Raw genomic sequence first — 25,607 nt, 5'->3', positions numbered from 1 at the left:
CCCATCCCGAAGCGAAGCCGCCTGATCGCACCAGCGACCCATACGAAGGAGTATCCATGTTGCAGCAGACCAAGCGCCTCGTCGCCGGCGTCGCCGCGGTCGGTCTGGCGGCGGTCGCACTGACCGCCTGCTCGCCGGCATCGTCCGATTCGGGCTCGACGCCCCCCGCGGACGAGAACGTCACCATCAGCGTCTCCGGATACCCCGGCAGTGACAAGCCCGACAGCCGCAAGATCTGGGACGACCGGATCGCGCTTTTCGAGGAGGCGAACCCGAACATCACCGTGGAGCCGACCGAGACCAAGTGGGATCCCACGACGTTCTCGGCCCTCGTCGCGGGCGGCACACTGCCCACCGTCATCGGCGTGCCCTTCACCAATATCCGGCAGCTGGTGAGCAACGGCCAGGTGTACGACATCTCCGACCTCATCACGGGCGACGACGTCCTCGAGTCGCTCAACCCCGATGTGCAGTCGCAGGCCGTCTTCGACGACAAGACCTACGGCATCGTCTCGGCCGCCTACACGCTCGGCCTCATCTACAACCGCGGCCTGTACGAGCAGGCCGGCCTGGACCCTGACGCCGCGCCCACCACCTGGGACGAAGTCGCCGAGAACGCCCAGAAGATCACCGAGGCGACCGGGCAGACCGGCTTCTCGATCGCGACCACGCAGAACTCGGGAGGCTGGCTGCTGACGGGCATGAGCTACGGGTTCGGCAGCCGGATCCAGAACGAGGACGGCGACACGGCCGAGGTCGACAGCAAAGGCCCGACGAGCGCCCTGGAGTTCCTCGACGAGGTGCGCTGGGACCAGAACGCCGCCGGATCGAACTTCCTCATGACGCAGGACGACATGCGCACGGCCGTGGCGGCCGGGCAGGTCGGCCAGACCGTGCTCGGGGCCGACGTGTACAACGACCTCGTCGGCAACCGCGGCATGAACGGTGCCGATCTCGGAATCTCCGGACTGCCGCAGGCGTCGAAGGGCCTCGGCACCCTGGGCGGCGGCACGATCCAGGTGGTCTCGCCCAAGGCGACGGCGGCCGAGGCTGCGGCCGCCGTCGAGTGGATCAAGTTCATGTTCTTGCGCGCCTTCACCGACAAGGACTTCGCGATCGAGACGGCCAAGGCGCGTGCGGCGGAGAACCAGCCGGTGGGCGCCCCGCTCGTGCCGGTCGTCGACGAGGAGCAGTACCAGAAGTACCTCAGCTGGATCGCAGACTACGTCGACGTCGACCAGGACCAGTTCACGCAGTACTTCGACAGCCTCAAGGAGCTCGCGATCGTGCCTGAGCCGCTGACGGCGGCGCAGGAGACCTATGCGCTGCTCGACGCTGCCGTGCAGAAGGTGCTCACGGAACAGGGGACCGACATCGCGTCCACCCTCGACGAGGCGAACACCCAATCGCAGGCGCTCATCGACCAGGCGCAGTAGGCGCACTCGCACGATCCAGATCCGGGGGCGGGCGCTCGCGCCCGTCCCCGGTCTCGCCCCGAGGAGGGAAGAAGATGACGGTCCAGGATGCACGGCTGGTCGCGCACACCGCGCCGCCACCGCCGGCGACGCTCGCGACGGGCGCGCACCCCATGCGAACCCGGCAGACCGGCACCGGCCCGCTTCGTCGCTGGGTGCGCAAGGACGGCCCCGGCATGCTGCTGTTCGCGCTGCCCATGATGATCTCGTTCGCCGTTTTCGGCTGGTGGCCGATCCTGCGCAGCCTCGTTCTCAGCGTCCAGCACACCAACTTCGTCGGTCCCGCCGAATGGGTCGGGCTCGACAACTTCGCCCGGGTGCTCGCCGATCCGCTGCTGGGTACCGCGGTGCTCAACACCGCCTGGTACACGGTGCTCGCGATCGTGATCGGGTTCCCGTTGCCGGTCCTGCTCGCCGTGTTCATCGCCGAACTGCGCCGTACCCGCACGATCGCGAGCGTCTTCGCGTACATCCCGGTGATCCTCCCGCCGGTGGTTGCGGTCCTGCTGTGGAAGCAGTTCTACGACCCGAGCGCGAACGGGCTCTTCAACACGATGCTCGGCTGGGTCGGCCTCGGTCCCGTCCCCTGGCTGCAGAACGCGCTCCTCGCGATGCCGTCGATCGTCGTGCAGGCGACCTGGGCGGGCTTCGGCGGCACCACGATCATCTACCTCGCCGCGCTCATGGCCGTGCCTCCGGAGCTGTACGAGGCAGCCGAGGTCGACGGCGCGCGCGTGCTCCGCCGCTTCTGGCACATCACGCTCCCCCAGTTGCGGACCGTGATCCTGTTCATGCTGCTGCTGCAGGTGATCGGGACGTTCCAGGTGTTCACAGAGCCGTACGTCATGACCGGCGGCGGCCCCAACAACAGCACGACGACGATCCTCATGCTGATCTTCCGCTACGCGTTCGTATCGGGTGACTACGGCAAGGCCACGGCCCTCAGCCTCATGCTCGCGGTGTTCCTGTGCCTCATGTCGGCGCTGTACCTCTGGCTGACCAGGAAGTGGGCCAAGTGATGTCCGAGACGCGCACCGTCGTCCTCTCTCCACGCCCGACGAGCACGCACGACCGCCGTCGCGCGGCCCGGATCGAGGCCCGCCGCCAGGCGAAGGCCGATCTCGACGAACGGACCCTGGTCTCGGCGGCCGAGCGCGCCCGCCCACGTACGCGGATCACCCTCGGCGTGCTGTCGGCCCTGGTGGTCGGCTTCCTGGCGATCATCGCCGTCGGGCCGGTGCTGTGGCTCGCGAAGTCCGCCGTCTCCACGACGTCCGACATCGTGACCCAGCCGTTCGCGCTGTGGCCGAGCGGGATCCAGTGGCAGAACCTCGTCGAGGCCTGGAACGGCATCGATATCGGCCAGTACCTGTTCAACACGGTCGTCATCGCCGGCGGCAACTGGTTCTTCGGACTGCTGGTGGCCCTCACCGGCGGGTACGTGCTCGCGATCCTGAAGCCGAAGTACGCCAAGTTCCTCGAGGGTGCGGTGCTCGCGACCCTGTTCATCCCGGGCGTCGTGTCGCTCGTCTCGCTCTACCTGACGATCCTCAGTCTCCCGGTCATCCAGGTGAACCTCATCAACACGTACTGGGCCGTCTGGCTGCCGGCATCCGCCCACGCCTTCAGCGTGCTGCTGATGCGCAATTTCTTCGCGCAGCTGCCCGCCGAGGTTTTCGAGGCGGCGAAGGTCGACGGCGCCGGGTCGTGGACCGTGTTCTGGCGCCTTGTGCTGCCCATGTCCCAGCCGGTCATCGGCGTCGTCTCGCTGCTCACTCTCGTGGGCGCCTGGAAGGAGTTCATGTGGCCGCTCCTGGTGCTGCCCGATCCCACGCTGCAGCCGCTGTCGGTCGGCCTTTACAAGGTGTCGTCGAGCGCGGAGATCAGCATACTGATGGCGGGCATGTTCATCTCGGTGATCATCCCGATCGTGCTGTTCCTGGTGTTCCAGCGGCAGTTCCTGCGCAGCGCGGGGCAGTCCGGGGCGATCAAGGGCTGACGACCGCGCAGACAGCGACGATGCTGGAGATCACCTCCGGCGGCGGGCCGCAGCACACGCCTGCGTCCGGACCGGGCCGAGGACTGACGGATGCCGCCGCCGTGCGCTACCGACTGCTCGGCGCCGCGCGCGGTGAGGTCTGTGGCGCGCCCCTCGTCGAGGCGGATGTCGTCGTGGAGCCGGGGATGCGGCTGACCTACGCGGTGTTCCCCGAACTCCGTGGTGCCGCGGCCGACGTGCGCAGCGGACGTGCGTTCGACGCGACCGCCGTCGCGCTCGAGCTCGTCTTCGACGACGGCACCACCTCGGCCTCCCTGGATCTGGTCGACCAGGCAGGCTACGACGCGCACCCCGCCGGACAGCATGCGTCGGAGGCGCTCGTCGCCGACCAGTGGAACCTGCGTCACGTCCGCCTCGACGCCGCCGTCGGGCGCCGGGTCTGCGGCATCCACCTGCGCGTCCTGAGCCCCGCCGGCGAACCGCAGCCGAACCTCTCGGCGGCGACCGGATGGATCAGCGACGTGCGACTCGAGCCCGACCACCCGCCGCGCGCCAGCCCTCTCGATCTCGTCGACACGCGCCGCGGCACGCATTCCGCGATGCTCGCCTCACGGGGCAACACCCTCCCGGCCGTCGCGGTGCCGCACGGCTTCAATCTCGCCATCCCGGTGACCGACGCGGGCACGCACTCCTGGCCGTACCGCTACCACTCCGGGTCGCGGCTCGAACTGCAGGCGCTCGCCGTCTCGCACGCGCCGAGCCCGTGGATCGGCGATCGCGGCGTCGTGCAGATCATGCCGACGCCGCTCGGCGCCGACGCGTCGGCGGACCGCGCCGAGCGCGCGCTCGGCTTCGCGCACGCCGACGAGATCGCGCGACCGCACGTGTGGTCCGCGATGCTGGAGGGCGGCCTGCGCGCCGAGCTCACCGCCACCGACCACGTCGTGGTCGCACGGATCACGCTGCCCGACGGGGGCGGATTCGTCATCGACCAGCTCGACGACCGGGGCCGGCTGTTCGTCGACGAGTCCGACGACGAGGCGCCGTTCACGGGGTACACGGACTCGCACCACGAATCGGCCACGTCGCATGTGCCCCGCATGTACTTCGCGATCGGCGTCGACCGCCCGATCTCGCGGGTGCGCACCGGCACCGCGCCCGGGCGCAAGGCGGTATCGGCCTCGGTGACGATCATCGGCGCCGGGGCGCTCACGGTGCGCATCGCGACGTCGTTCATCGGCATCGCACAGGCTCGCCGCGCGCTCGCGCAGGAGGCGCCGGCCGACCGCGGCTTCGACGAACTGGTCGCGGCCGCCCGCACCCGCTGGGAGCCCCTGCTCGATCTGGTCGCGATCGACGGCACCGCGGATCAGCGGGCCGGGATCGCGTCCGACCTGTACCGCATGTTCCTCTACCCGAACGACGCGAGCGAGAACGCCGGCGACGCCGGGGCGCCGCGATGGGTGCACGCCGATGCGACCGGCCGACCCGTCGCCCCGCACGGCGACACGCACACGGGGTGCCGCGTGCGCGAGGGACGCTCGTTCGTCAACAACGGCTTCTGGGACACCTACCGCACGGTGTGGCCGGCGTACTTCCTCTTCACACCCGAGCGTGCGGCCGTCATGCTCGACGGCTTCCTCGAGCACTTCCGGGCGTCGGGATGGATGGAGCGGTGGTCGGCCCCGGGCCCCGTCGACTCGATGGTGGGCACCAGCAGCGACATCGTGTTCGCGGATGCCGTGGCCGCCGGCATCCACGTCGCCGCTCTCGAGACTGCCTACGACAGCGCGCTGCGCAATGCCGCGACCGCCTCGCCGCGCCCCGAGGTCGGGCGAGCCGAGAGCGCCCGGGCGCCGTTCCGCGGGTTCGTGTCGACGGCGACGCCCGAGGGCCTCAGCTGGACACTCGAAGGCGCCGTCAACGACTTCGGCATCTCGGTGCTGGCGGCGCACCTGGCGGAGGATCCGACGCACCCGCGGCACGACGAGTTCGCGGCGGACGCCCGGTACTTCGCCGCGCGCGCGGGAGCGTTCGCGCACCTGTTCGACGACGGGACCGGGTTCTTCGTCGGCCGCGACGAGAACGGCCGGTTCCGCTCGCGCCGCGAGACCTTCGATCCGGCACTGTGGGGCGGCGACTACACCGAGACGAACGCGTGGGGTATGCGGTTCAGCGTGCCCCACGACGGCCACGCGCTGGCGACGCTGCTCGGCGGCCGCGACGGTCTGGAGGCGGCGCTCGACGCCTACTTCGCGACCCCCGAGACGGGAGACGACGCGATCGTCGGCACGTACGGTGCGATCATCCACGAGATGACCGAGGCGCGCGACATCCGTCTCGGCATGTACGCGCTGTCGAACCAGCCGGCACACCACATCCCCTTCATGTACGCCTTCACCGATGCGCCGCACAAGGCGCAGGCGATCGTGCGCGACAGCGTGCGGCGGCTGTTCCTCGGCGGCGAGATCGGCCAGGGGTTCCCGGGCGATGAAGACAACGGCGAGATGGCCGCGTGGCACCTGTTCGCGAGCATCGGCCTGTATCCGCTGACGCCGGGCTCCGGCGAACTGCTGCTGACGGCGCCGTCGGTCACCCGGGCCGAACTGCGGCTGCCGGGCGGAGCCACGACCGTGATCACCGCCATGGGGCTCGACCACGACCACGTGTACATCCAGTCCGTGACCGTGAACGGGCGGCCCTGGACGCGCGCATCCGTTCCGATCGCGCTGCTGCGCGAGGGCGCGCGGATCGAGATCGCGCTCGGCCCGACGCCGTCGCGCTGGGCGTCGCGGCCCGAGGCCGGCCCGTTCTCGATGAGCGCTCCGGGTGCCCTGCCGCGGCTGCTGAGGGATGCCGCACCGCCGCGCGCGGGGATCGCCTTCGACGACGACTCGACGCACGGGGTCGCGCTGCGGCCCGGCGAGAGCGTCGAGTGCGCCTTCGCCGCCCCGGTCGTCGTCGAGCTCTACACCGTGACCGCCGGCGTCGCCGGGTCTGCGGGCTGGCGCGTCGACGCGCTCGTCGACGGCGAATGGATGCTGCTCGACGGCCGAGAGGCCGAGACCTTCCGGTGGGACACTCACACGCGCGCGTTCGCCCCGCACCCGCTGCCCGCCGCCACTGCGGTGCGGTTCACCGCGACGACGCCGATCGACCTGAGACAGACGGAGTTCCTCCATGCCCGCTGATGCTGCGACCGGATCCGACACGGCCATGATCGGCCACGACACCGCCCGCGCGCTGCGGGCCGAGCTGCGGCGCCGCGCGTTCCACCAGGTGCGCGATGCCGACCGGTCCGACGACGGCGCCTGGATAAGCCCCCGGCTGGGCATCGCCGACCCCGGCCACAACGGCACCGCCGCGCTCTCGTGCGCGGCGGCGCTGCTGGTCGGCTGCGACGACCGACCCTCGTCGGAGCGCGCCGAACTCGCCGGGCGTGCCACCGCCGCGGTCCGGTTCGTGCTGCGGGCGCGCCGCGACTCGGCTCTGCTCGACCTCCCCGCGTGCAACCCCGACTCGGCGCCCGACACCGGGTTCGTGCTGCAGCAGTTCGGGGCGACCCTGCTCCTGCTGCGGCGGGACGGCGTCCCGCCCGAGCTCGCGCAGTGGGAGCGCGACACATGCGCGCTGCTGGCCGGCACCACCGGCGCGATGCTCGCCGGCGGCTTCCACACCCCCAACCACCGGTGGGTGATCGCGTCGGCAGCCGCCCTCGCCGCCGCGATGCTGCCCGAACACGCCGAGGAGTGGGAGCCGGGCATCCGGGCGATCCTCGACGAAGGCATCGACATCGACGCCGACGGCTTCTTCCCCGAGCGCAGCGTCGGCGTGTACGACGCAGTGACCGATCGCGCGCTGCTGTTCCTGCACCTGCTGCGCGGCACGCCGGGCGCGCTCGACGCGGCCACGCACAACCTGCGGACCGACATGGTGCTGCTGGATGCCGCACTCCGCGCGGACTCGTCGCTGTCGAGTCGTCAGGACCGCGGCTCTCGTGCGGTGCCGGTGTCGCTCATCGACCTGTACCAGGCGGTGGGGATGCTGCGCGACGACCGCGAGCTGCTGTCGATGTCGATCGTGCTGGAGCGCGCCGCGGGTGCGTCCGAACTGCATGAGCTGTTCTGGCGCGCATGGACGGACGCGTACTTCGGCGCCGCCGAGCGCACCGCCTCCGATCCCCGCCCGAGCCGCGGCTGGACCGTCTTCGCGGGGCAGGGCACCGCCCGGTTCCGCGACGGCGACCTCACCGCGACGGTGCGGCGCGCACCGTCGTTCGCCATCGTCGCACACGGCGACGTCGGCATCCGGTCGGTCCAGTTCTTCCAGGCCGTGCACGGCGTCGGTCTGTTCCTGCCGCAGTCGGCGGAGTTCGGCGATCGGCGAGCCCTGCTGACCACTGCGGGCACGCCGGGCCGGCGACCGGGCTACGAGCTCCCGCTGGGCGGACCGGTGCCCCCGGACGGCTGGGAATCCGCACTGGACCGCCGTGATGTGCGCCGGCTCCCGCCGCTCGAGGTCACCGCCGAGGTCGTGTGCGAGCCCGCCGCCGTCGACGTGCGTCTCACGGCGTCGGGCATGGCGGGCACGCTCGGCGCGATCCTCATCGACGTGGATGCCGGACTGGTCGCCGACGGCGCCGGCCTCGCGTTCGTGCTGCGCGAGGGGCAGGAGCTGTTCCTCGCCGACGAGGTCGTCCTGCGCGGCGAGACGCACGCGGTGCGCCTCACGGGCGGTGGCGCCGCACATCGGGCGTGGGCGCTGCGCGATTCGCCTCCTCTCCCGGACGGCTGCGCGCGGATCGTGATCCCGGTGAGCGGATCCGTTCGCCACCGCGTGCGGATCGAGGCGCTGAACGTGGGCTCGCACCTCTGAACCAGCTGCCGCCATCCCTGACCTGACATCTCGAAGGAGAACTCCCATGTCATCCCGCATCCAGGTCACCGACGTCCTGATCGTCGGCGGCGGTCTCGGCGGCGTCGCCGCCGCACAGAGCGCGGTCGCGCTCGGCCGCACCGTGGTCGTCGCCACGGAGGGTCCGTGGCTCGGCGGACAGCTGACCACGCAGGCCGTCCCGCCCGACGAGAATCAGTGGATCGAGACCCTGGCCTCGACGACGTACGCGCGGCTGCGCGCGACGATCCGCGGGATCTACGCCGAGCAGTACCCCGTCTCGCCCTACGGCCGACGGCAGCGACCGTTCAACCCGGGCCTGGGCAACGTATCGCGCATCACGCACGAGCCCCGGGTCGCGGCCGTCGCGATCGAGTCCGTGCTCTCGCCGTCGTACGCCACCGGGCGGCTGGCGGTGCTCCGGCATCGCACGCCGATCACCGTCGAGCGCGAGGGCCGGCGCATCCGCTCGGTGACCGTGCGCGATACGCGCACCGGCGACGAGCTGACGATCGATGCACACGTCGTGATCGACGCGACCGAGCTGGGCGACCTGCTGGAGCTCGCCGCACTGGAGTTCGTCACGGGCGCCGAGGCGCAGCACGAGACCGGTGAACTGCATGCCCTCGAGACTGCCGACCCGCTCGACCAGCAGGCGGTGTCGTGGTGCTTCGCGATCGAGCACCGCCCCGGTGAGGACCACGTCATCGACCGGCCGGCCTCGTACGCGCACTGGCGAGACACGCACGACCCGCGCTGGCCGGCACCGCAGCTGTCGTGGGAGGATCTCGAGCCGCCCACGCTCGCACGCCGCCACCGCGCGATCTTCTCGGGCGATCCCGCCGACGCCGTGGCGCCCGACGGCCGTGACTTCTGGCACTACCGGCGCGTGCTCGCCGAGGCGAACTTCGACGGGTCGATCCCCGACGTCACGCTCGTGAACTGGCCGCAGATCGACTACTGGGAGCGGCCGCTGGTCGGCCCCGGCATCGGACCGGCCGAGCGCACCGCAGCGGTCGCCGGTGCGCGCGGGCTGTCGGAGTCGCTGCTGTACTGGATGCAGACCGAAGCGCCCCGCCCCGACGGCGGCACCGGCTACCCGGGGCTGCGGCTGCGCCCGGATGTCGTGGGCACAGAGGACGGCTTCGCGCTGGAGCCCTACATCCGCGAGGCGCGCCGCATCCGGGCCGTCTTCACCGTCACCGAGGAGCACATCGGGTGCGAGATGCGCGACGGACGGCCGGTCGAGCAGTTCGCCGACTCGGTGGGCATCGGCTCCTACCGCATCGACCTGCACCCGTCGACCGCGGGGCGCACGTACGTCGACATCGACTGCGACCCGTTCCAGATCCCGCTCGGCGCGCTCATCCCCCGCGACGCCGACAACCTGATCCCCGCCAACAAGAACATCGGCACGACGCACATCTCGAACGGCGCCTATCGCCTGCATCCCGTGGAGTGGGGCATCGGCGAGGCGGCGGGGGTGCTCGCGGCGACGATGCTCGTCACCGGCGAGTCGGCCGATGGCGTCCGGGCACGGCATCTCGACGACGTGCAGCGGATCATGCTGCAACGCGGTGTGCCGATCGCGTGGCCGCGCCGGGTGCTCGACGAGCGCGCCCTCTTCGTCAGCGCGCAGCGCTGACCCACGGCCTCACAGCTCGACGGTCACCTCGCCGAGGCCGCGGCTCACGCGGAGCATCATCTTCGCGGCATCGTCGGATTCTCAGACCGATCGGGGCGCGGCATCCTTTGACGCGGGCTCGAGCCGGGCGGCGCACACCACCGACGAGCCCTCGGCGCTCTCGGCGCTCCACGTGACGAGAAGCGCGTCACCGACGAACGCGAGGGCGGGGACACCGGCCTCCGACGACCCCGCGACCGGCGCCGCCAGCGCCCGCGCGAGCTCGCGCTGCGTCCACCCCGACACGCCGCGCGCGTCGAACGCGGTACGCGTGCCGAGCCAGAGCGTCACCTCGCCTGTCGTGAAACGCTCCCCTGTCGCGGCCGCGAACACGTCGCCGCGCACCGCGACGGGAAGCGGGCTGAAGGGCACCGTGTCGGGCGCGGGCCAGCGGGCGAACCCGGTGCCGTCGGTCCGCAGCTCGAAGAACTGCGTCGGGATGCCGGGAGCCTGACTGCGCAGCCCGCCGACGATGCGAGCGGCCGAGGCATCCCACGCGAACGTCGGCTCGCAGTGCTCTCCGGCCGGACCGCCGTCGGGCACGACGTCGACGACTTCGAGCGTGCCGACGGGATCGGACGGGTCGAAGAACACGAAGCCGAGTCGGGACGAGCCCGCGAAGTGGTACCCCGAGACCATCCGGCCGTCAGCCAGACACAGGTCGTGGAACAGCTCGGGGACGAAGCCGTCCTGCTCCGGCGGCAGTTCGAGCCGGCGCGACCACGAGAGGCCGGCGTCGGCAGACGACCACAGCGTGTGCGCGGTGTCGCCGACGGCGTTCGTCGCGCCGCGACCGCGCACGATCGCCCACAGCACGTCGTCGGCATCGACGCCGAGCGCCCAGCAGTCCGTACCGCGCGCATGCGGCTCGAGCGTTCCGATCGGCGCCGGCGCCGACCACGTCTCGCCCACATCGTCGCTCCACGCCACGACAGGCGCCTTGTCGGCCGAGACATGCGCGCTCCCGCGGTTGAACCCCTGGAACACACGCCCCGTCGTCGTGACGCACAGCTTGCCCTGCGGCCACGCGTTCGTCGCGAAGCCGTCGTCGCGCGACACCTGCACGACGCGCACAGCCGCGGGCGCCGGTGCGGTCATCGCACGACCGGCAGGCCGGCGTCGATCAGCAGCCCGCGGATCCGGGCGATCTCAGCGTCGTCGAGCGGGAGCAACGGGGCGAACGTGCGCGAAGACGCGATCACGCCGCGCAGGTGCAGCGCGGCCTTGAACGCGCCGAGCGCGCCCGCGGTGAACCCGATGCGCGTGCGATCGGCGACATCGACGATGCGGAACAGCTCGATGAGGCGCTGCTGCTCGGCCGCAGCCCCCGCGTGATCGCCGGCCTCGACCGCTCGCTGGATGCGGACGTACCCGTCGGGGTCGACGTTGCCGAGGCCGGGCACCATGCCCGTCGCACCGGCCTGCAGCGCCAGGTCGGCGAACACCTCCGACCCGGTCAGCAGGCCGATTCCGGTGTGCGCCACGCTGCCCACGGCGACGCGGAACCTCCCGAGGTCCCCGCTGGAGTCCTTGAGCGCGACGATCGTGCCCTCGTCCGCGAGGGTCTGCAGCGCCGACAGCGCCAGCGGCACGTGGGTCGCGGACGGGATGTCGTACGCGATCACCGGGATGTCGACCGCCGCCCCGACGGCGCGGTAGTGCGCGACGATCTCGTCGGGATGCGGTGCGACGTAGAACGGCGGAGTGACGACGACACCCGCGGCTCCGGCATCCTGAGCCCGACGCGCGTGCTCGACGACCCGGGCCGTGCCGGTGTCGATGGCTCCCGCGAGCACCGGCAGACCACCGGCGGCGGCCACGGCGACCTGCAGCGTGCGGACGCGGACGGCGTCGGTCTGCAGTGCGACCTCGCCGCTGGAGCCCCCGACGAACAGCCCGTCGACGCCCGCGTCCGCGAGGTGTCCGACGAGGCGTTCGAGGGATGCCACATCCAGCGCGCCCTCGTCGGTCAAGGGCGTGACCAGCGGCGGGATCACGCCGCGCAGCGGGACGGTCATGCGCTCACCCCTTGATCGCGCCGGCCTGGCCGGCGCTCTTGAGGAACTGCTTCTGGAAGATGAGGAACAGCACGATCGGCAGGATCACCGAGATGAACATGCCCGCCATGAGCAGCGCCAGGTCAGCGCTCGCGGTCACCTTGTAGAGGCCGACCGACAGCGGCTGCAGATCGGGGCTCGGCAGTACCAGCAGGGGCCACAGGAACTCCTTCCACGCGCCGATGATCGTGATGAGGGAGGTCACGCCGATGATCGGCTTCGACATCGGCAGCACGATGCGCCAGAAGACCTGGAACGGTCCGGCGCCGTCGATCTTCGCCGCCTCGAAGACGTCCTTGGGCAGTGAGTCGAAGAACCGCGTGATCAGCAGCACGTTGAACGCGCTGGCGGCGGCCGGCAGCCACACCGCCCAGAACGTGTTGATGAGGTTCCAGTGCAGCAGCGGCATGTCGAGCACCGTCACATACTGCGCGATGAGCGAAACGACGCCCGGGATGAACAACGTCGCCAGCACACCGGCGTTGACGACCTTGGCGTATGACGGACGCAGGATCGAGATGCCGTATGCCCCCGTCAGGGCCACCATCATCCCGAAGAACCACACCCCCGCCGCCAGCCAGACGGTGTTGAGCAAGTACTTGCCGATGTCGATCTTGACCCACGCGTCGACGAGGTTGTGCCACTGGATGCCGCTCGGCCACCACGCGAACGGCTCGCGCAGGATGTCCTGCGTGGTCGAGACCGCGGCCTTCGCAAGCCACAGCAGCGGACCCGCCGAAATGACGAGCAGCACCGCGACCAGCACGATGTTCAGGATGAGGAGGCCGACCCGCATCCGCTTGCTTTTGCGATCGAGCTCAGAGATGTTGGTGCGGTCCTGCGATTCGACAGCCTTGCGCCGTCGGGTCCGGCGCCGCTGGGGGGCAGGATCGGTCGGCAGGCCGGTGACGAGCACCTCGTTGGTGGGCGCCGTGAGGGTGTCGGTCATGACTTGCTCCAGCTCCGGGTGAGCCGCAGGTACACCGCGGAGACGATCGTGAGGACGACGGCCAGCAGGAGGCTGAGGGCGGTGGCCTTGCCGTAATCGCCCTGCTGGAACGCGTAGTTGTAGATGAGCATGAGCACGGTCGTCGTCTTGTTGACGGGGCCGCCGCCTGTCATGACGAACGGCTCGGTGAAGACCTGCATCGTGCCGATCACCTGCAGCAGGAGCAGCAGCAGCATGATGCCGCGCATCTGCGGCAACGTGATGTGCCAGAACCGGCGGAGGATGCGCGCCCCATCCATCTCGGCCGCCTCATACAGGTCGGACTGGATCGACATGAGGGCGGCGAGGTAGATGATCGTCGCCTGACCGAAGCTCGCCCACGTGGCCTGCACGACGATCGACGGCATCGCCATCACGGGACTCTGCAGCCACGGCAGCGGGCCGATGCCGAACATCCCCAGGATCTCGTTGAAGACGCCGTCGGGCGACGGGTCGTAGAACTGCTTCCACAGCAGCACCGCGACGACCGGCGGGATGATCACCGGGAGGTAGACGAGCACGCTGGCGATCTGACGCGTGCGGCGCAGCTCGGCCATGAACGTCGCCATCAGGATCGGGATCGGGAAGCCGATGATGAGCGCCAATGTCGCGAACCACAGCGTGTTCACCACCGCGGTGGTCAGCAGCGGATCGGCGAGCACGCGCTGGAAGTTGTCTAAGCCCACCCACGTGGGCTCGGTGACGAGGTTCGTCTTCTGCATCGCGAGGACGAGGCTGCGCAGGATCGGCCACCACGCGAAGTAGCCGAAGGTGAACAGCAGCGGCACGAAGAAGAGGAAGGTGGTGATGCCGCCGCCGCGCACCCACCTGGTGAGGCGCTGCAGCGGCGGCTGGGCACGACGCCGCTGCGCTGCGGTGGTGACCTGGGTCATACGTCGTCCTGTCGGGTCGGGGGTCGGGGGGGGATGGCGTCCCGGCGCGGCCCATACGGAGCCGCGCCGGGAAGGGGGATCAGCCGGCGTCGACAATCGCCTGCACGGCGGTCTCGGCATCGGCCAGCAGCTGGCCGATGTCGGCATTCTCGTCGGTGAGCACGGCCTGCGCGATCGGGTCGAGGGCTGCGTACAGCTCCTGCGCCTTGATCGCGGGTTCGGGAACGACCGCGAGGTCGGACGTCAGGTATGCCTCGTAGACGCTCCGGTCGACGTTGATGTACGGCTCGATCCAGCCGAGGTACGTCTCGTACGTCTCGGCGTTGACGATCGGCAGCTCAGGTGCGCCGACGGGGCGGCCGTCCTCGGCCTGGGACTTGGCGAGCGCGACGGCCGCATCCTCGTCGACGTACTTGTTGAGCCAGTAGAACTCCGTCCACAGGGTCGCCGCACCGATCTCGTCGGCGGTCGCCTTCGGGTTGAACCACTGGATCGTGCCGCCGCCGAGCGCACCGAGGCCCTTGTCGCCCTGCGGCATCGGCGCGATGCCGATGTCGGTGCCCGTCATGCCGCGGTTGATGACCATGTCGTTGTAGATCGACCCGCCGTTGACCGTCTGGCCGACACTTCCGGCGGCGAACTCGCTGCGGATGTCGTCAGGCCCGAGCAGGAAGTTCGCGCCCGCGGCATCGCCTTCCCAGCGCACGTCGTGCAGCAGCTGGAGCGAGTCCTTCATGCCGTCGGTGTCGATCGTGACTGTCACCGTGTCGCCATCGATCTTCTGGACGAGCGACCCGTTCGAATACGACATCGTCGTCAGCAGCCAGCCGCCGTTGTTGTTCGTCGTGGGGATGATGAAGCCGGTCTTGCCGGTCTTCTCGGTGATCGTCTTGGCGTTCTCGAGCACACCGTCCCAGTCGGTGGGCGCGTCGTCGGGATCGAGCCCGGCCTCTTCGTACAACGCCCGGTTGTAGATGAGGGCCATCGTGTACGCCTGGCGCACGACGCCGTACTGACGGTCACCAGACCGCACGACCTCGTCGAGAGTCGGGTTCAGGTTCGACAGGATGTCGCTGTCGGCGACGTAGTCGGTGATGTCGGCGGCCTGGCCACGCTCGATCAGCGCCTGCATGTCGGTGAACGGGATGCCGACCGTCGTGGGTGCCGTGCCGCCCACGAGGAGCGCGTTGAACGTCGACGGGTCGTACTTGGTCTCTTCGCCCTTGACCGTGATGTTCGGGTGGAGCTCCTCGAACGCGGCCACACGCTCATCGAAGGTCTCGAGAGACGCGGCCTGGTCGGCGGTGGGCATCTCGCCGACGGTGATCGTGACCTTCGCGTCCGGGTCGTACGCGGGTCCCGAGTCCGTCGGGTCGGCGCTCGGGGTGCCCGCGCACCCTGCGAGCGTGAGCCCGGCTGCGACGGCGACCACCGGGATGGCGAACCGGCGAGTACGGCGTGAATACATGACTGCTACTCCTTCGTAGAGGGGCGCGATGCGCCCGGGCTGACTTCTCTTGGTCATCCGCGGCCGGCTGGGCAGGCGGCCGCGGCTCTCACTCCGCCGCTGCGGCCTTGACCTCCCGCCGGACGCGGAGGGTGATGAGCTGGAAGGGACGCAGCACGAGTCGCGCCCGGTCGGCGGCCAGCACGCTGCCGTCCGGTGCGTCGAGTTCGCGCTCGAGCAGGTCCACGACGGCCGTGGCCGTTGCGCCGTCGATGTCGAACTCGAGGTCGACGGCGGCACGAGCGCCCTCGGACTCGTAGAGGCGCACGATGACGTCACCGCTGCGATCCTCGGCGAGCTTGACCGACTCGACGCGCACGGCGCGGTGCGACACCCGCACAAGCGGAGCGACCTCGCGCCCGCCGCGCACGGTGCGATCTGTCAGGTTCAGGCGGTAGCCCTCGTCGACCGCGTCCCGGATGCCGGCACCCGGCCGGATCGACACGGTGAGGTCGTGGTGGCCCTGGTCGGCTTCGGGGTCGGGGAACACCGGGGCGCGCAGCAGCGAGATGCGCACGGTGGTCGTGGTGCCGCCGTCGGCGCGGGTGTCGCGGGTGACGTCGTGGCCGTAGCTGGACTCGTTGGCGATCGCGATGCCGTAGCCCGGCTCGGCGACGTGGATCCAGCGGTGGGCGCAGATCTCGAACCGTGCGGCATCCCATGAGGTGTTCGTGTGGGTCGGACGGAAGACATGCCCGAACTGCGTCTCTGCGGCCGACCGGTCGGCGTGCACATCGAGCGGGAAGGCGAGCTTGAGCAGGCGCCGGGTCTCGTGCCAGTCGACGTCGTGGTGCAGCTCGAGCGACTCGGCGCCGCGCCGCAGGCGCAGCGTCTGGACGATGCGGGATGCCCCGAACGAGCGCTCGACGACCACCGCGGCCTGGTCGCCGGCGGCGACGACCGAGATCGCGTCGGCGTGGTCGAGGTCCTCGGCGACGCGGCGGTAGTGCTCGTCGATGTCCCAGGCGTCCCACTTGTTGGGGATGTCGCGGTGCAGCTGCAGCAGGTTCCCGGCGGCGCCGGGGGCGATCGCCTCGCGGCCGGTTCGGGCATCTCGCAGCGACACCAGCAGGCCCCGCCCGTCGACGACGGCGCGGACGAGGCCGTTGTCGAGCACCACGACCCCGTCCTGCTCGACCGCGGTCGCCGGTGCGGCAGCGGTGGCATCCGCTCCGCCGATCGCGAGCGCGGGGACGCCGGCGGCGGACTGCGGCCGGGCGTTGAGGGAGAGCGTTCGGTCGCCCTCGCCGACGAGGGCCACCGCGGACGCGTCGACGATGCGCTCGAGGCGCTCGGTGAGCGCGGCGTTCTCGCGCGCGACGTCTTCGAACACCCACGCGATCGAGCAGCCCGGCAGCACATCGTGGAACTGGTTGAGCAGCAGCGTGTGCCAGCTGGTCTCCAGTTCGTCGTACGGGTAGGTGACGCCCTCGCGCACCGCGGCGGTGGCCGCCCACAGCTCGGCCTCGCGCAGCAGGTGCTCGCCATGACGGTTGCCCTGCTTGGTGTGATGTTGCGAGGTCAGCGACCCGCGGTGAAGTTCGAGGTACAGCTCGCCTGACCACACCGGCGGCTCGGGGTACTCGTCCTCGACGCGCTCGAAGAAGCGCTGCGGCGAGTCGATCGTGACCGTCGGCGATCCTTCCAGCGACCGCAGGCGCGCGGCCGCGGCGATCATCTCGCGCGTCGGCCCGCCGCCGCCGTCGCCCCACCCGAACGGAACGAGCGACACTGTCGACGCGCCGGCCTCGCGGAAGCTGCGCTCGGCGTGGGCGAGCTCGGCGCCCGACAGCTCGGAGATGTAGGTGTCGGCCGAGGGGAAGTGGGTGAGCACCCGTGTGCCGTCGATGCCCTCCCACAGGAAGGTGTGGTGCGGCATCTGGTTCGTCTGGTTCCATGAGATCTTCTGCGTCACGAACCACTTCGAGCCGCTCGCGGCGATGATCTGCGGCAGCGCGGCGGAGTAGCCGAACGTGTCGGGCACCCACACCTCCTGCGTGTCGACGCCGAACTCCTCGAGGAAGAACCGCTTGCCCGCGACGAACTGGCGCGCCATGGCCTCGCCGCCCGGCATGTTGATGTCGGGCTCGACCCACATGCCGCCGACCGGGATGAACTGGCCCGTCGCGACCTTCTCCTTGATCCGCGCGTAGAGGGCCGGGTAGTGGTCCTTCATCCACTTCAGCTGCTGCGCCGACGAGCACGCGAAGCGGAACTCGGGGTACTCGTCCATGAGGGCGATGACATTCGAGAACGTGCGCGCGCACTTGCGGATCGTCTCGCGGAACGGCCACAGCCACGCCGAGTCGATGTGCGCGTGTCCGATCGCCACGACCTCGTGCGCCGTCGCGTGGGCGGGGCTCGCAAGCAGCGGAGCGAGGATGCCGCGGGCAGCGGTGGCCGTGCCGGCGATGTCGAGCGGGTCGGCGACATCGAGCATGCGCTCGAAGCCGCGCAGGATCGCGGCGCGGCGAGGGCTCTCGACGCTCAGCTCGCGCATGAGGCCGTCCAGCGTCCACACGTCACGGGCGAGCTCCCACACGTTCTCGTCGAGGAGCGCGACGGCGAACTGCTTCGCGGTGTACAGCGGGGCGTCCCCGGCAGTGGCCTTGAGGCCCAGAGGCGTCGGCAGGAAGTCGTAGTCGCCCGCGACGTCCGGGTTGGCGGCGGCCTCGACGTACACGTCGACGGCGGTGCCGGCATCCCCCGTCCACGGCAGATACGAGGCGCGCGGCGAGACGGCCTTGATGATCGAGCCGTCGGCGCGGTAGGCGAGCCCTTCGGCCTGGAAGCCGGGACGGTCGCCGAAGAAGCCGAGGTCGACGACCACCTCGAGCCGGGTGGCCTCGGGCAGGCGACCCTGCGCGTCGAACCATTCGGCGGGGACGGCGCCGGTGGCGTGGAACCACACGGTCCGCCACGCGCGGCCCCATGCGTGCGGCAGCGCGATCGGGGCGTATGCGGCGGCGAAGGCTACGGCGGCCGCGACCGGCTCGTCGGGCACCTCCCAGGCCTCGACCAGCAGCGGGCTGACCCGCCGGTAGACCGCCGGGGTGAGGAACTCGGCGATGAAGCGCTCGAGGCGCCCCTCGACGATGAGCCGGTTGTCGTGCACTGCGATCCTCTTCGTTGAAGCTGCGGCGCCTGGGACGCCCGGGTCGAGGTCTTCCTCGTGATCCATACGATAAATCAACTTGATAGACTTAGTCAAGCTCCAGCGCCGAGACGCCACGCGGGCGGGCTCACACGCCCGGTGCGAAGACCCTCAGCGCGACGATCATCGCCGTCGCCGCGCCGTTCGTCGCCTCGACGACCACACGCAGCCCACTCGCGTGCACCGGCTCCTCCAGCCGGTGCACGCGCCGCCGCAGGCGATTGCCCTCGATGCGGACGAGTGGATGCCACTCCCCCGCGCTCTCGGCCTCCACACGGTAGTCGCGCACGAGCTCGGGCATCACGAGGAACGGCGTGCGGTGATGATGCAGGTTCACGAGGTCCTCGTCCACGTCGTCGTTGAAGACGAGCTCGACGCTGCCGATCTCGTGCTCCTCGGGCCACGCCAGCCGCACCCACTCCTCCCCCACGACCGGTTCCGACGACCACAGGTTCGGACCGTCGAACGGGCGCGCGAGCCCACCGGCCACCTGCGACGGACGGTATGCGTCGGTGGCGGGCTCGACGGCGAATCGCGGCGCGCGGCGGCGCAGCTCGACGGCCGACCATGCGTTGGTCTGCGCCTCGCCGGTCGTCAGCCCGGGCTCGCGGCTGAGCAGGCCGAGCACGCCATAGGGCGGCGGCTCGTCGGCGACCCGCACAGCCAGGCGCGGATCGCGCCGGATCACCACCACGACGCTGCACGGTGCGTCGGGCGCATAAGCGAACTCGGCGCGCAGCGCCGAGCGCCCCGCCGGCACCGCGACTTCGAGGCGGTCGATGACATCGACGGGCACGTGGTTCATGCCGTTGCGCGTACCCCACAGCTCGACCACGGCCGTCGTGGCCGTCTCGGCCTCGATGTCGATCGACACGGCATCCAGGCGCGGGTCGACCGGGAGCAGCAGCCCGAAGTCGCGGTCCGCCAGCGTCACGAGCTCCTCAGCGACGGCCGAGCGCGGTGCCGCAAGCCGCCGCAGCTGCGACGACGCCGATACTTCGGCCCTGAGCGCCAGGTCGCGAGCGTCCCGCCACGGCACCCCCGCGATCGCGGCATCCTGTCGCAGCAGCGCCAGCTGCAGCTCGTCGCGGCGCTCGGCCAGCAGGGTGCGCGGCGACACCGCGTATCGCGCGGCGAGCGCAGCGCCCGCGCCGGCGGCCTCGCCCGTGACCGCGCATGTCGCCATCACGCGCGTCGTGCCGAACGCGACGTGGCTCGCCGAGATGTCGCGGCCCGCCATGAGCAGGTTCGACACGTTCACCGAGTACAGCGACCGGAACGGGATCTCGTACAGCCCCGGACCGTGCAGATGCATCGAGCCGGCGGCATCCGAGTACACGCCTCCGGGAGGATGCAGATCGATCGACCAGCCGCCGAAGCCGATGTTGTCGTCGAAGCGGGTCTGGTCGAGCACATCCTGCTGCGTCAGCACATGGTCGCCGACGAACCGGCGGTACTCGCGCTTGCCGGGCATCGTGCCGACCCACTCCAGTGTCAGGGTGTCGGCGTCGAACGCGCCCGAGTTCTTGATGTGGTCCCAGATGCCGAACACGACGCCCCACAGCTCGTCGCGGATGCGCTCGTTGTCGTCGACCGCATCGAGTTCGCCGCCCCACTCGATCCACCAGTAGTCGCAGCCGTTCATCGCGGTGTCGATGTGGCGGTGGATCGGGATGCCGGCGGCGGCGACGTCCTTCGTCACGCCCGGCGGCACGAACCGCACCGGCTCGCCGGCATCCTTCGTGTAGAAGAGGATCGTGCTGCCGAGCATGTCGTCGTCGGCGACCTCAGGCGCCCACGGTTCGCCGTGCGCGGCGCGGTCCTCGCGGCCCGACATGAACCGCGCGCCCGCGAGGAACCCGACCAGTCCGTCACCGGTGCCGTCGACGTAGATCGGCGACTCGAACGTGATGAGCTTCTCGGACCCGGACTGCCACCCGGTGACCGAGTGGATGCTGCGGTCCTCCGCCGGGCCATCGGCGTCGACGTCGCGCACCTCGGTGTTGAGGAACAGGGTGAGGTTCGGCTCGGCACGCACGAGGTCGAGGACGACGTGGTCCCACAGGATCGGGTTGCCCTCGGGGTTGCGCCACTGGTTCTCGAGGAACAGCTCGCCCATGATGCCCGTCTCGCGCGCGAACTTCTGCGCGCCGTGCGCGGTGCCGCCGACGACCCATACCCTCACCTCGCTCGACGAGTTGCCGCCGAGCACGGGGCGGTTGTTGACGAGCGCGACGCGGGCGCCGTTGCGTGCGGCCGAGATCGCCGCGGCGACCCCTGCCAGCCCGCCCCCGACGACGGTGACGTCCGAGCGATGGGTGAGTTCCTGCACGAGTTCTTCCTCCTGAGGCGACGGGGTGGCCCGATGACATTAGTTAACGATTATCGATCCGTCCAGCGGCCGGTCAGGACCGATCAGCCCGACCCGGCGGATCGACGTCGACGATCGCGACGCCGCGGCGGACCACCGCGCCCGCGGAGTCCCGCTCGACGTGGTTGAAGACGACAGCGGAGCCATCGGGTGTGAATGACGGATGCGGGTGGTACGGGTGGGCGATGAACCCGGCCTCGACGAGCGTGCGGCGTTCCCCCGTCACGGCGTCGATCAGCACGATAGAGCTCGACGTGCCCGCATGCTCCCAACCACGGCCCGGCGCGCCGGCGGGTCCGGTCGTGTCGACGACGAGCCGCCGCCCGTCGCGGGAGATGCCGACGTGCCAGTCCCGCTCCCCCGCCGACACCAGGCGCGGCGGGCGGCCGTCGACGAACACCTCGTAGACGCCGCGCGGGCCGGCGGGGCTCTCGCCGTAGGCCACGACCACTGCGCCGAGGTCATGGAACATCCAGCGCTCATGACCGAGCGCGACTGCGTCGGGCGGATCATGCGACAGCGCGCGCTGGTCGACGACCGGCCGACCGGACGGCGCGGCGGTGGAGTGCCACGCCCACACCCGGTCGTCGACGGCGGTGGCCGGGCCCTCGTGGGAGTAGCCGATCCACCCCTCGTCGGCCGGTGCGAAGTGGACGTGGTTCGCGTGCCACCGGTGGCGCAGGATCTCGCGCGACGACCCGTCGCCCAGCTCGACGAGCAGCGCACGATGCACGCCCTCGCGCTCCTCGGTGACGGCCGCGGTCCGCCCGTCAGCCGCGACGCCCGCGAGACCGTCGAGCGTCCAGCCTTCCTGAGACCGGTATGCCACGCGCGGGCGTCGCACGGCGTCGGAGAGCTCGACCGCGATCAGCGCGTCGCCGTGGGCGCACACCAGGGTGTGAGATCGCAGTCCGACGTCGAACCACGGCACCGACCGGGTGGGCGCCTCGGGACTCCAGGCCGAGCGCTCGTGCCCCGAGGCCGCGACCAGGAACCCTGCGGGCACGAGGACCTCGGGCTCACCGCCGCTCGGGGCCGCCGCATCCCATGCCACACCGACGATCTCGTCGACACCGGCGGCCCGGCCGAGTGCGACCCGCCGCCCGCCGTCGCCGTAATAGCCGTTGGCGTGCGGGTACGTCGCGTAGGCGTTCTCGAGCAGGAGCCGTGGCGCCTCCCGGGTGTGCGCGGACATGTTCCTCTTCCTCTGTCGAAGGTGCGCGGACGCGCCGGACGGCGGGGAGGACGGTGCCTCCCCGCCGTCCGGGTTCAGTCCAGTCCCAACACCTGGACGGACTTGAACAGCGCCGGGTTCTTCGGGGCGGTTCCCACACCTGAGCCCCATTCGAGGAATCCGGCACGCGCGTCGGCACCTGCCACGCCGCCGTCGGCGTCGTTGGCGAGGAACGACAAGCCCCACACCCCGGCGGGCGGGCCGTCGAAGCCGAGAGACGACCACGGCACCGACACGTCGTAGGTCGTCGTCTTGGCGGCCTCGTCGCGCACGATGTGGGCGGTCGCGCCCGGGGTGGGCCCGGCGGACTGCCCCGCCGGGGCCGTGAACGTGTAGACGACCGGGCCCGAGCCGTACAGCGCCGCGCCGATCTCGGTCCGCTCGCCGCCCAGCACGGTCGGGAACAGGTCGTACGTGCTGAACTGGACGGAGTCCACCTGCCAGCCGAGCGACGGGTCGGTGCGGTCGGCGAGGTGCACGTCGTCGGTGATCGCGGCGTGCAGCACGAGCACGTCCTGCGTGGCGGTGAACCGGATCGCGCCGCCGAGGTCGGCCGAGCCGGTGCGCGTGCCGCCACGGATCGACGTCCATGTGCCGAGCGTGTCGAGGTCGATCTCGGGCAGCGTCGTCGCGCCGTCCTCCTCCACGGGCGAGAAGCTCAGCGATCCGACGGCCGACCGGGCCAGGGCTGCGGAGTGAGCGGTGATCGCGTACTTCTGCGTCGCGAACATCTTCGGGTCCGACACCGGCACCGAGACCGTGCGGGACTCGCCGCCCGGGATCGTGACGGCATCCGTCACCGCCCCCTTCTGCGTGCCGAGGGTCCAGTCGATCCTGTCGACGTCGACGCCGAGGTCGGGTGCGTTGTTGGTCACCGTGATGTCGAGCGCGTAGTCGTAGCCCCCGGCGCCCCGCGCGATGGACGGCCGCGCCGACACGACGTACGGGTCGACCACGTTCGTGGCGCCGCGCACCTGCGAGAGGAGCCGCCCCTTCGCGTCCGAGACGGTCACCGCCACCTCACGTTCGCCGAGCCGGTCGACGCCGGGGAGCGTCAAGGAGACCGGGCCGTCCTTCTTCAGCTTGATCTTCTTCTCCACGCCGTCCGCCGACACGACGAGCGTCGCGCCGCTGGCGTCCGACCCGGGCACCGCCGCGACGGTGATGGGCAGGTCGTGCGTGAGCACCGAGGACGGCGGCACGTCGACCGTGAACTGCGGCGCCGACGTCGCGACCGCGACATCGCCCTTGACGAACACCGGCGACCCGGTGAGCTGCAGCGAGACCGAGTCCTTGCTGACCTGCTGCACCGTGCCGAACTCGTCGGTGAGGGTGAATCCTGCCGCCGAGGTCACCGTGACGGTGTCGGCGCCGGTGCTCCACAGCACCCGCACGGTGTCGGCGGCGTTCGCTCCGGTGTAGCGCAGGCTGTACGCCGACGCCGAGCCGAGGTCGTCGCGGCCGGCGAGCTCGCGCCCGGTCGTCTGGCGGATCGCGACGGCCTGCGTCACGAACCCGGGCTTCGGGCTGATGCCGTGGACGGCGCCGTACGTATAGTTGTCTCCCGGGCACTTCCACAAGAAGCACGCGGTGTCGTCCGCGCGGTTGATGAGCCCGAAGCGATCCTCGTTCACGCCCGCGTTGAACCCGTCGTCGTACAGGTCGTACCAGAGGTACTCGTCGGCACCGGCGAGCTGCGCGAGCAGCGGTCCGCGGATCGCGTAGTCGGCCTGCTGCGCCGGCGTCGACCCGGCGATGTGCGTCGGCCAGCCGTTCTCGGTGATGCGCACCGGGATGTCGCGGTCGCCGTCGGCGTCGTCGATCATCGCCGTCAGCTGCTGCAGATTGGCGAGCTCCGTGGCCTGCTCGGGTGGAGTGCCCGCGCCGTGCTGCGAGTAGCCGTAGTAGTTCGTCGCGTACGTGTCGAGGTGACCGAGGCCGCCCTGCGCGATGAAGTCCTGCGCCCACGCCAGCTGCACGCCCGCGCTGATCGGCGCGATGACGTTCGCTTCGGGATCAGCGGCATGCGCGGCGGCGTACGTCGGCTCGAGGATGTCGAGGTAGCACGCCGCCGTGAGCCCGCACGTGCCGTTGTTGAAGCCGGCCGAGTTGTACTCGTTCAGGATGCCGATGTCATGCGAGTCACCCTGCCCGCTGTAGTGCGCAGCCGTCGCCCCGACGTACGCCGCGAACGCGTCGATCGCCTCGTCGCTGGCCGGTGTGCGGTTGTCGTCGTACAGCGCACTGGTGAGCCCGGCGTTCCACATCACTTGCTGGCCGCGGTCGGCGAGCTCGCCCACGACCCGCGGGCCCTCGCCGGCGAACTCGTACACGCCCTTCTGCTTCTCGACCTCGCCCCACGTCGTCTCGATGCGGCTCATGCCGTAGCCGGCCAGCACCATGGCGTCCATGAGCGCCTCGGTCTCGCCGGCCGACTGGTGGCCGCGGTGGATCTGCGTGCCGAAGAACGCGTCGTCACCGTTCCACCCTGCAGGCGGGTCGTCCAGCACGGCCAGCGAGGTCGTGCGGGTCACCGGCTCGCCGACGTCGGCGGTGACTGCGAGCGTGTAGTACCCGAAGGGCAGATCGGTGAAATCGATCGCGCCCTCGCCGTCGGTCACCGCGGTCGTGCCCGTACGCAGCGCCACGTCGTGCGCGTCGCCGAGGCGCCACGTGACCTCGTCGGCGGGCGTCGCGACGTCCACCGACGCCGCGCCCTCGGCGAAGATCAGCGACGGGCTCATGATCGCGAGCGAGTCCAGCGCCGCGACGGGCTTGTCGGTGAAGCTGATGTCGATCTTCGAGAAGCACACCGGCGGCATCGAGCCCTGCAGCGCCTTGACGTTCAGGCGGAAGTCGGCGCCGTTGGAGCGGTTCTTGAAGTTGATGTTCGTCAGCTCGAACGCCGTCGTCTTCCATGTCCCGGTATCGGTGAGCTGCTGATTGCGCGACCCCGTCCAGGGTCCGGCCTTGGCGTCGTAGTGGATGTCGAAGCCCGCCGTGCCGGCGTCGAAGTACGACACCCGCACGATGGCGCGTGTGGCGCCGGTCGGGATGGCGGCATCCGCGACGTCGACGTACACGTAGCGGACGTACGGATCGTTGCGCATCTCCCAGCACTCGACACCGTCGACGGTGGTCGTGATGACGGCCGGGTCCTTGCCGGCGTCGCCGGGGCGCACCTTGTCGACACCGCTCAGCTGCGGCGTCGCGCCCAGCACGACGGATGCATCGGGGGCGGCCGCGACGGCGGTGCTCGGGGGGAGCGCCCCGAGCGCAGCCGACAGCAGGGCGGCGGCGAGGCCGCCGGCGAGCAGCTTCCGTGATCTCCCACGCATGGTCATCTTCGTTC

The 25,607-nt window shown here is 70.7% G+C and carries 15 protein-coding genes; 6 read left to right on the top strand and 9 right to left on the bottom strand.

Annotated elements, in window-relative coordinates:
* Positions 1–56 precede the first annotated feature (56 nt).
* The 6 genes from ABEA46_RS02310 (at position 57) to ABEA46_RS02285 (ending at position 10,012) form a co-directional block, all read left to right on the top strand.
* A complete protein-coding gene (locus ABEA46_RS02310; RefSeq protein ID WP_345542715.1) occupies positions 57–1,436 on the top strand; it encodes an ABC transporter substrate-binding protein in 1,380 nt (459 codons plus the stop codon).
* A gap of 74 nt (positions 1,437–1,510) precedes the next feature.
* The gene (locus ABEA46_RS02305) at positions 1,511–2,494 is read left to right on the top strand and encodes a carbohydrate ABC transporter permease (RefSeq protein ID WP_345542714.1); all 984 of its coding nucleotides are present in this window, start codon (positions 1,511–1,513) and stop codon (positions 2,492–2,494) included.
* Entirely contained in the window at positions 2,494–3,474 is a 981-nt protein-coding gene (locus tag ABEA46_RS02300) for a carbohydrate ABC transporter permease (protein WP_345542713.1), read from the top strand. Before ABEA46_RS02305 ends, ABEA46_RS02300 begins: the two co-directional genes overlap by 1 nt.
* Positions 3,475–3,494: 20 nt before the next feature.
* On the top strand, positions 3,495–6,665 hold the full coding sequence (locus ABEA46_RS02295; protein WP_345542712.1) for a GH92 family glycosyl hydrolase: 3,171 nt from the start codon (positions 3,495–3,497) through the stop codon (positions 6,663–6,665).
* Positions 6,655–8,349: a hypothetical protein gene (locus ABEA46_RS02290; RefSeq protein WP_345542711.1), complete on the top strand. Its 1,695-nt coding sequence runs from the start codon at positions 6,655–6,657 to the stop codon at positions 8,347–8,349. The genes ABEA46_RS02295 and ABEA46_RS02290 overlap by 11 nt, the downstream gene beginning before the upstream one ends.
* A 46-nt stretch (positions 8,350–8,395) precedes the next feature.
* Complete coding sequence (locus ABEA46_RS02285; protein ID WP_345542710.1) at positions 8,396–10,012, top strand: FAD-dependent oxidoreductase; 1,617 nt, start codon at positions 8,396–8,398, stop codon at positions 10,010–10,012.
* Between the two features lie 81 nt (positions 10,013–10,093).
* Here ABEA46_RS02285 and ABEA46_RS02280 read toward each other — a convergent pair whose 3' ends face one another.
* The 9 genes from ABEA46_RS02280 to ABEA46_RS02240 all read right to left on the bottom strand — a co-directional run bounded on the left by ABEA46_RS02280 (position 10,094) and on the right by ABEA46_RS02240 (position 25,599).
* Positions 10,094–11,149 (bottom strand): sialidase family protein, encoded by a 1,056-nt coding sequence (locus ABEA46_RS02280; protein ID WP_345542709.1) that lies wholly within the window; start codon positions 11,147–11,149, stop codon positions 10,094–10,096.
* The gene (locus ABEA46_RS02275; RefSeq protein ID WP_345542708.1) at positions 11,146–12,069 is read right to left on the bottom strand and encodes a dihydrodipicolinate synthase family protein; all 924 of its coding nucleotides are present in this window, start codon (positions 12,067–12,069) and stop codon (positions 11,146–11,148) included. Before ABEA46_RS02275 ends, ABEA46_RS02280 begins: the two co-directional genes overlap by 4 nt.
* Before the next feature lie 4 nt (positions 12,070–12,073).
* Positions 12,074–13,057 (bottom strand): carbohydrate ABC transporter permease, encoded by a 984-nt coding sequence (locus tag ABEA46_RS02270; RefSeq protein ID WP_345542707.1) that lies wholly within the window; start codon positions 13,055–13,057, stop codon positions 12,074–12,076.
* Entirely contained in the window at positions 13,054–13,989 is a 936-nt protein-coding gene (locus tag ABEA46_RS02265) for a carbohydrate ABC transporter permease (RefSeq protein ID WP_345542706.1), read from the bottom strand. The genes ABEA46_RS02270 and ABEA46_RS02265 overlap by 4 nt, the downstream gene beginning before the upstream one ends.
* Positions 13,990–14,068: 79 nt before the next feature.
* Complete coding sequence (locus ABEA46_RS02260) at positions 14,069–15,457, bottom strand: ABC transporter substrate-binding protein (protein WP_345542705.1); 1,389 nt, start codon at positions 15,455–15,457, stop codon at positions 14,069–14,071.
* Between the two features lie 88 nt (positions 15,458–15,545).
* Positions 15,546–18,611 carry an alpha-mannosidase gene (locus ABEA46_RS02255; RefSeq protein ID WP_345542703.1) on the bottom strand — a complete coding sequence of 1,022 codons (3,066 nt, stop codon included), beginning with the start codon at positions 18,609–18,611 and terminating at the stop codon, positions 15,546–15,548.
* Between the two features lie 127 nt (positions 18,612–18,738).
* The gene (locus ABEA46_RS02250; protein WP_345542702.1) at positions 18,739–20,982 is read right to left on the bottom strand and encodes an FAD-dependent oxidoreductase; all 2,244 of its coding nucleotides are present in this window, start codon (positions 20,980–20,982) and stop codon (positions 18,739–18,741) included.
* Positions 20,983–21,055: 73 nt separating this feature from the next.
* Positions 21,056–22,216, bottom strand: coding sequence for a hypothetical protein (locus tag ABEA46_RS02245; protein WP_345542701.1), 1,161 nt, complete (start codon positions 22,214–22,216; stop codon positions 21,056–21,058).
* Positions 22,217–22,290: 74 nt separating this feature from the next.
* Entirely contained in the window at positions 22,291–25,599 is a 3,309-nt protein-coding gene (locus tag ABEA46_RS02240; RefSeq protein ID WP_345542700.1) for a hypothetical protein, read from the bottom strand.
* Positions 25,600–25,607: the final 8 nt, after the last annotated feature.

It is taken from the genome of Microbacterium jejuense (genome assembly GCF_039544225.1).
Lineage (GTDB): Bacteria > Actinomycetota > Actinomycetes > Actinomycetales > Microbacteriaceae > Microbacterium > Microbacterium jejuense.
Note: the sequence above shows the minus strand (reverse complement) of the source record. Positions and strands in the feature narration are given on the sequence as shown.

Bases quoted from the DNA above. Each gene is read 5' to 3' on its own strand.
- ABEA46_RS02240 (WP_345542700.1), bottom strand. From the start codon at position 25,599: ATGACCATGCGTGGGAGATCACGGAAGCTGCTCGCCGGCGGCCTCGCC.
- ABEA46_RS02275 (WP_345542708.1), bottom strand. From the start codon at position 12,069: ATGACCGTCCCGCTGCGCGGCGTGATCCCGCCGCTGGTCACGCCCTTG.
- ABEA46_RS02245 (WP_345542701.1), bottom strand. From the start codon at position 22,216: ATGTCCGCGCACACCCGGGAGGCGCCACGGCTCCTGCTCGAGAACGCC.
- ABEA46_RS02310 (WP_345542715.1), top strand. From the start codon at position 57: ATGTTGCAGCAGACCAAGCGCCTCGTCGCCGGCGTCGCCGCGGTCGGT.
- ABEA46_RS02265 (WP_345542706.1), bottom strand. From the start codon at position 13,989: ATGACCCAGGTCACCACCGCAGCGCAGCGGCGTCGTGCCCAGCCGCCG.
- ABEA46_RS02270 (WP_345542707.1), bottom strand. From the start codon at position 13,057: ATGACCGACACCCTCACGGCGCCCACCAACGAGGTGCTCGTCACCGGC.
- ABEA46_RS02280 (WP_345542709.1), bottom strand. From the start codon at position 11,149: ATGACCGCACCGGCGCCCGCGGCTGTGCGCGTCGTGCAGGTGTCGCGC.
- ABEA46_RS02290 (WP_345542711.1), top strand. From the start codon at position 6,655: ATGCCCGCTGATGCTGCGACCGGATCCGACACGGCCATGATCGGCCAC.
- ABEA46_RS02300 (WP_345542713.1), top strand. From the start codon at position 2,494: ATGTCCGAGACGCGCACCGTCGTCCTCTCTCCACGCCCGACGAGCACG.
- ABEA46_RS02295 (WP_345542712.1), top strand. From the start codon at position 3,495: ATGCTGGAGATCACCTCCGGCGGCGGGCCGCAGCACACGCCTGCGTCC.
- ABEA46_RS02285 (WP_345542710.1), top strand. From the start codon at position 8,396: ATGTCATCCCGCATCCAGGTCACCGACGTCCTGATCGTCGGCGGCGGT.
- ABEA46_RS02305 (WP_345542714.1), top strand. From the start codon at position 1,511: ATGACGGTCCAGGATGCACGGCTGGTCGCGCACACCGCGCCGCCACCG.
- ABEA46_RS02260 (WP_345542705.1), bottom strand. From the start codon at position 15,457: ATGTATTCACGCCGTACTCGCCGGTTCGCCATCCCGGTGGTCGCCGTC.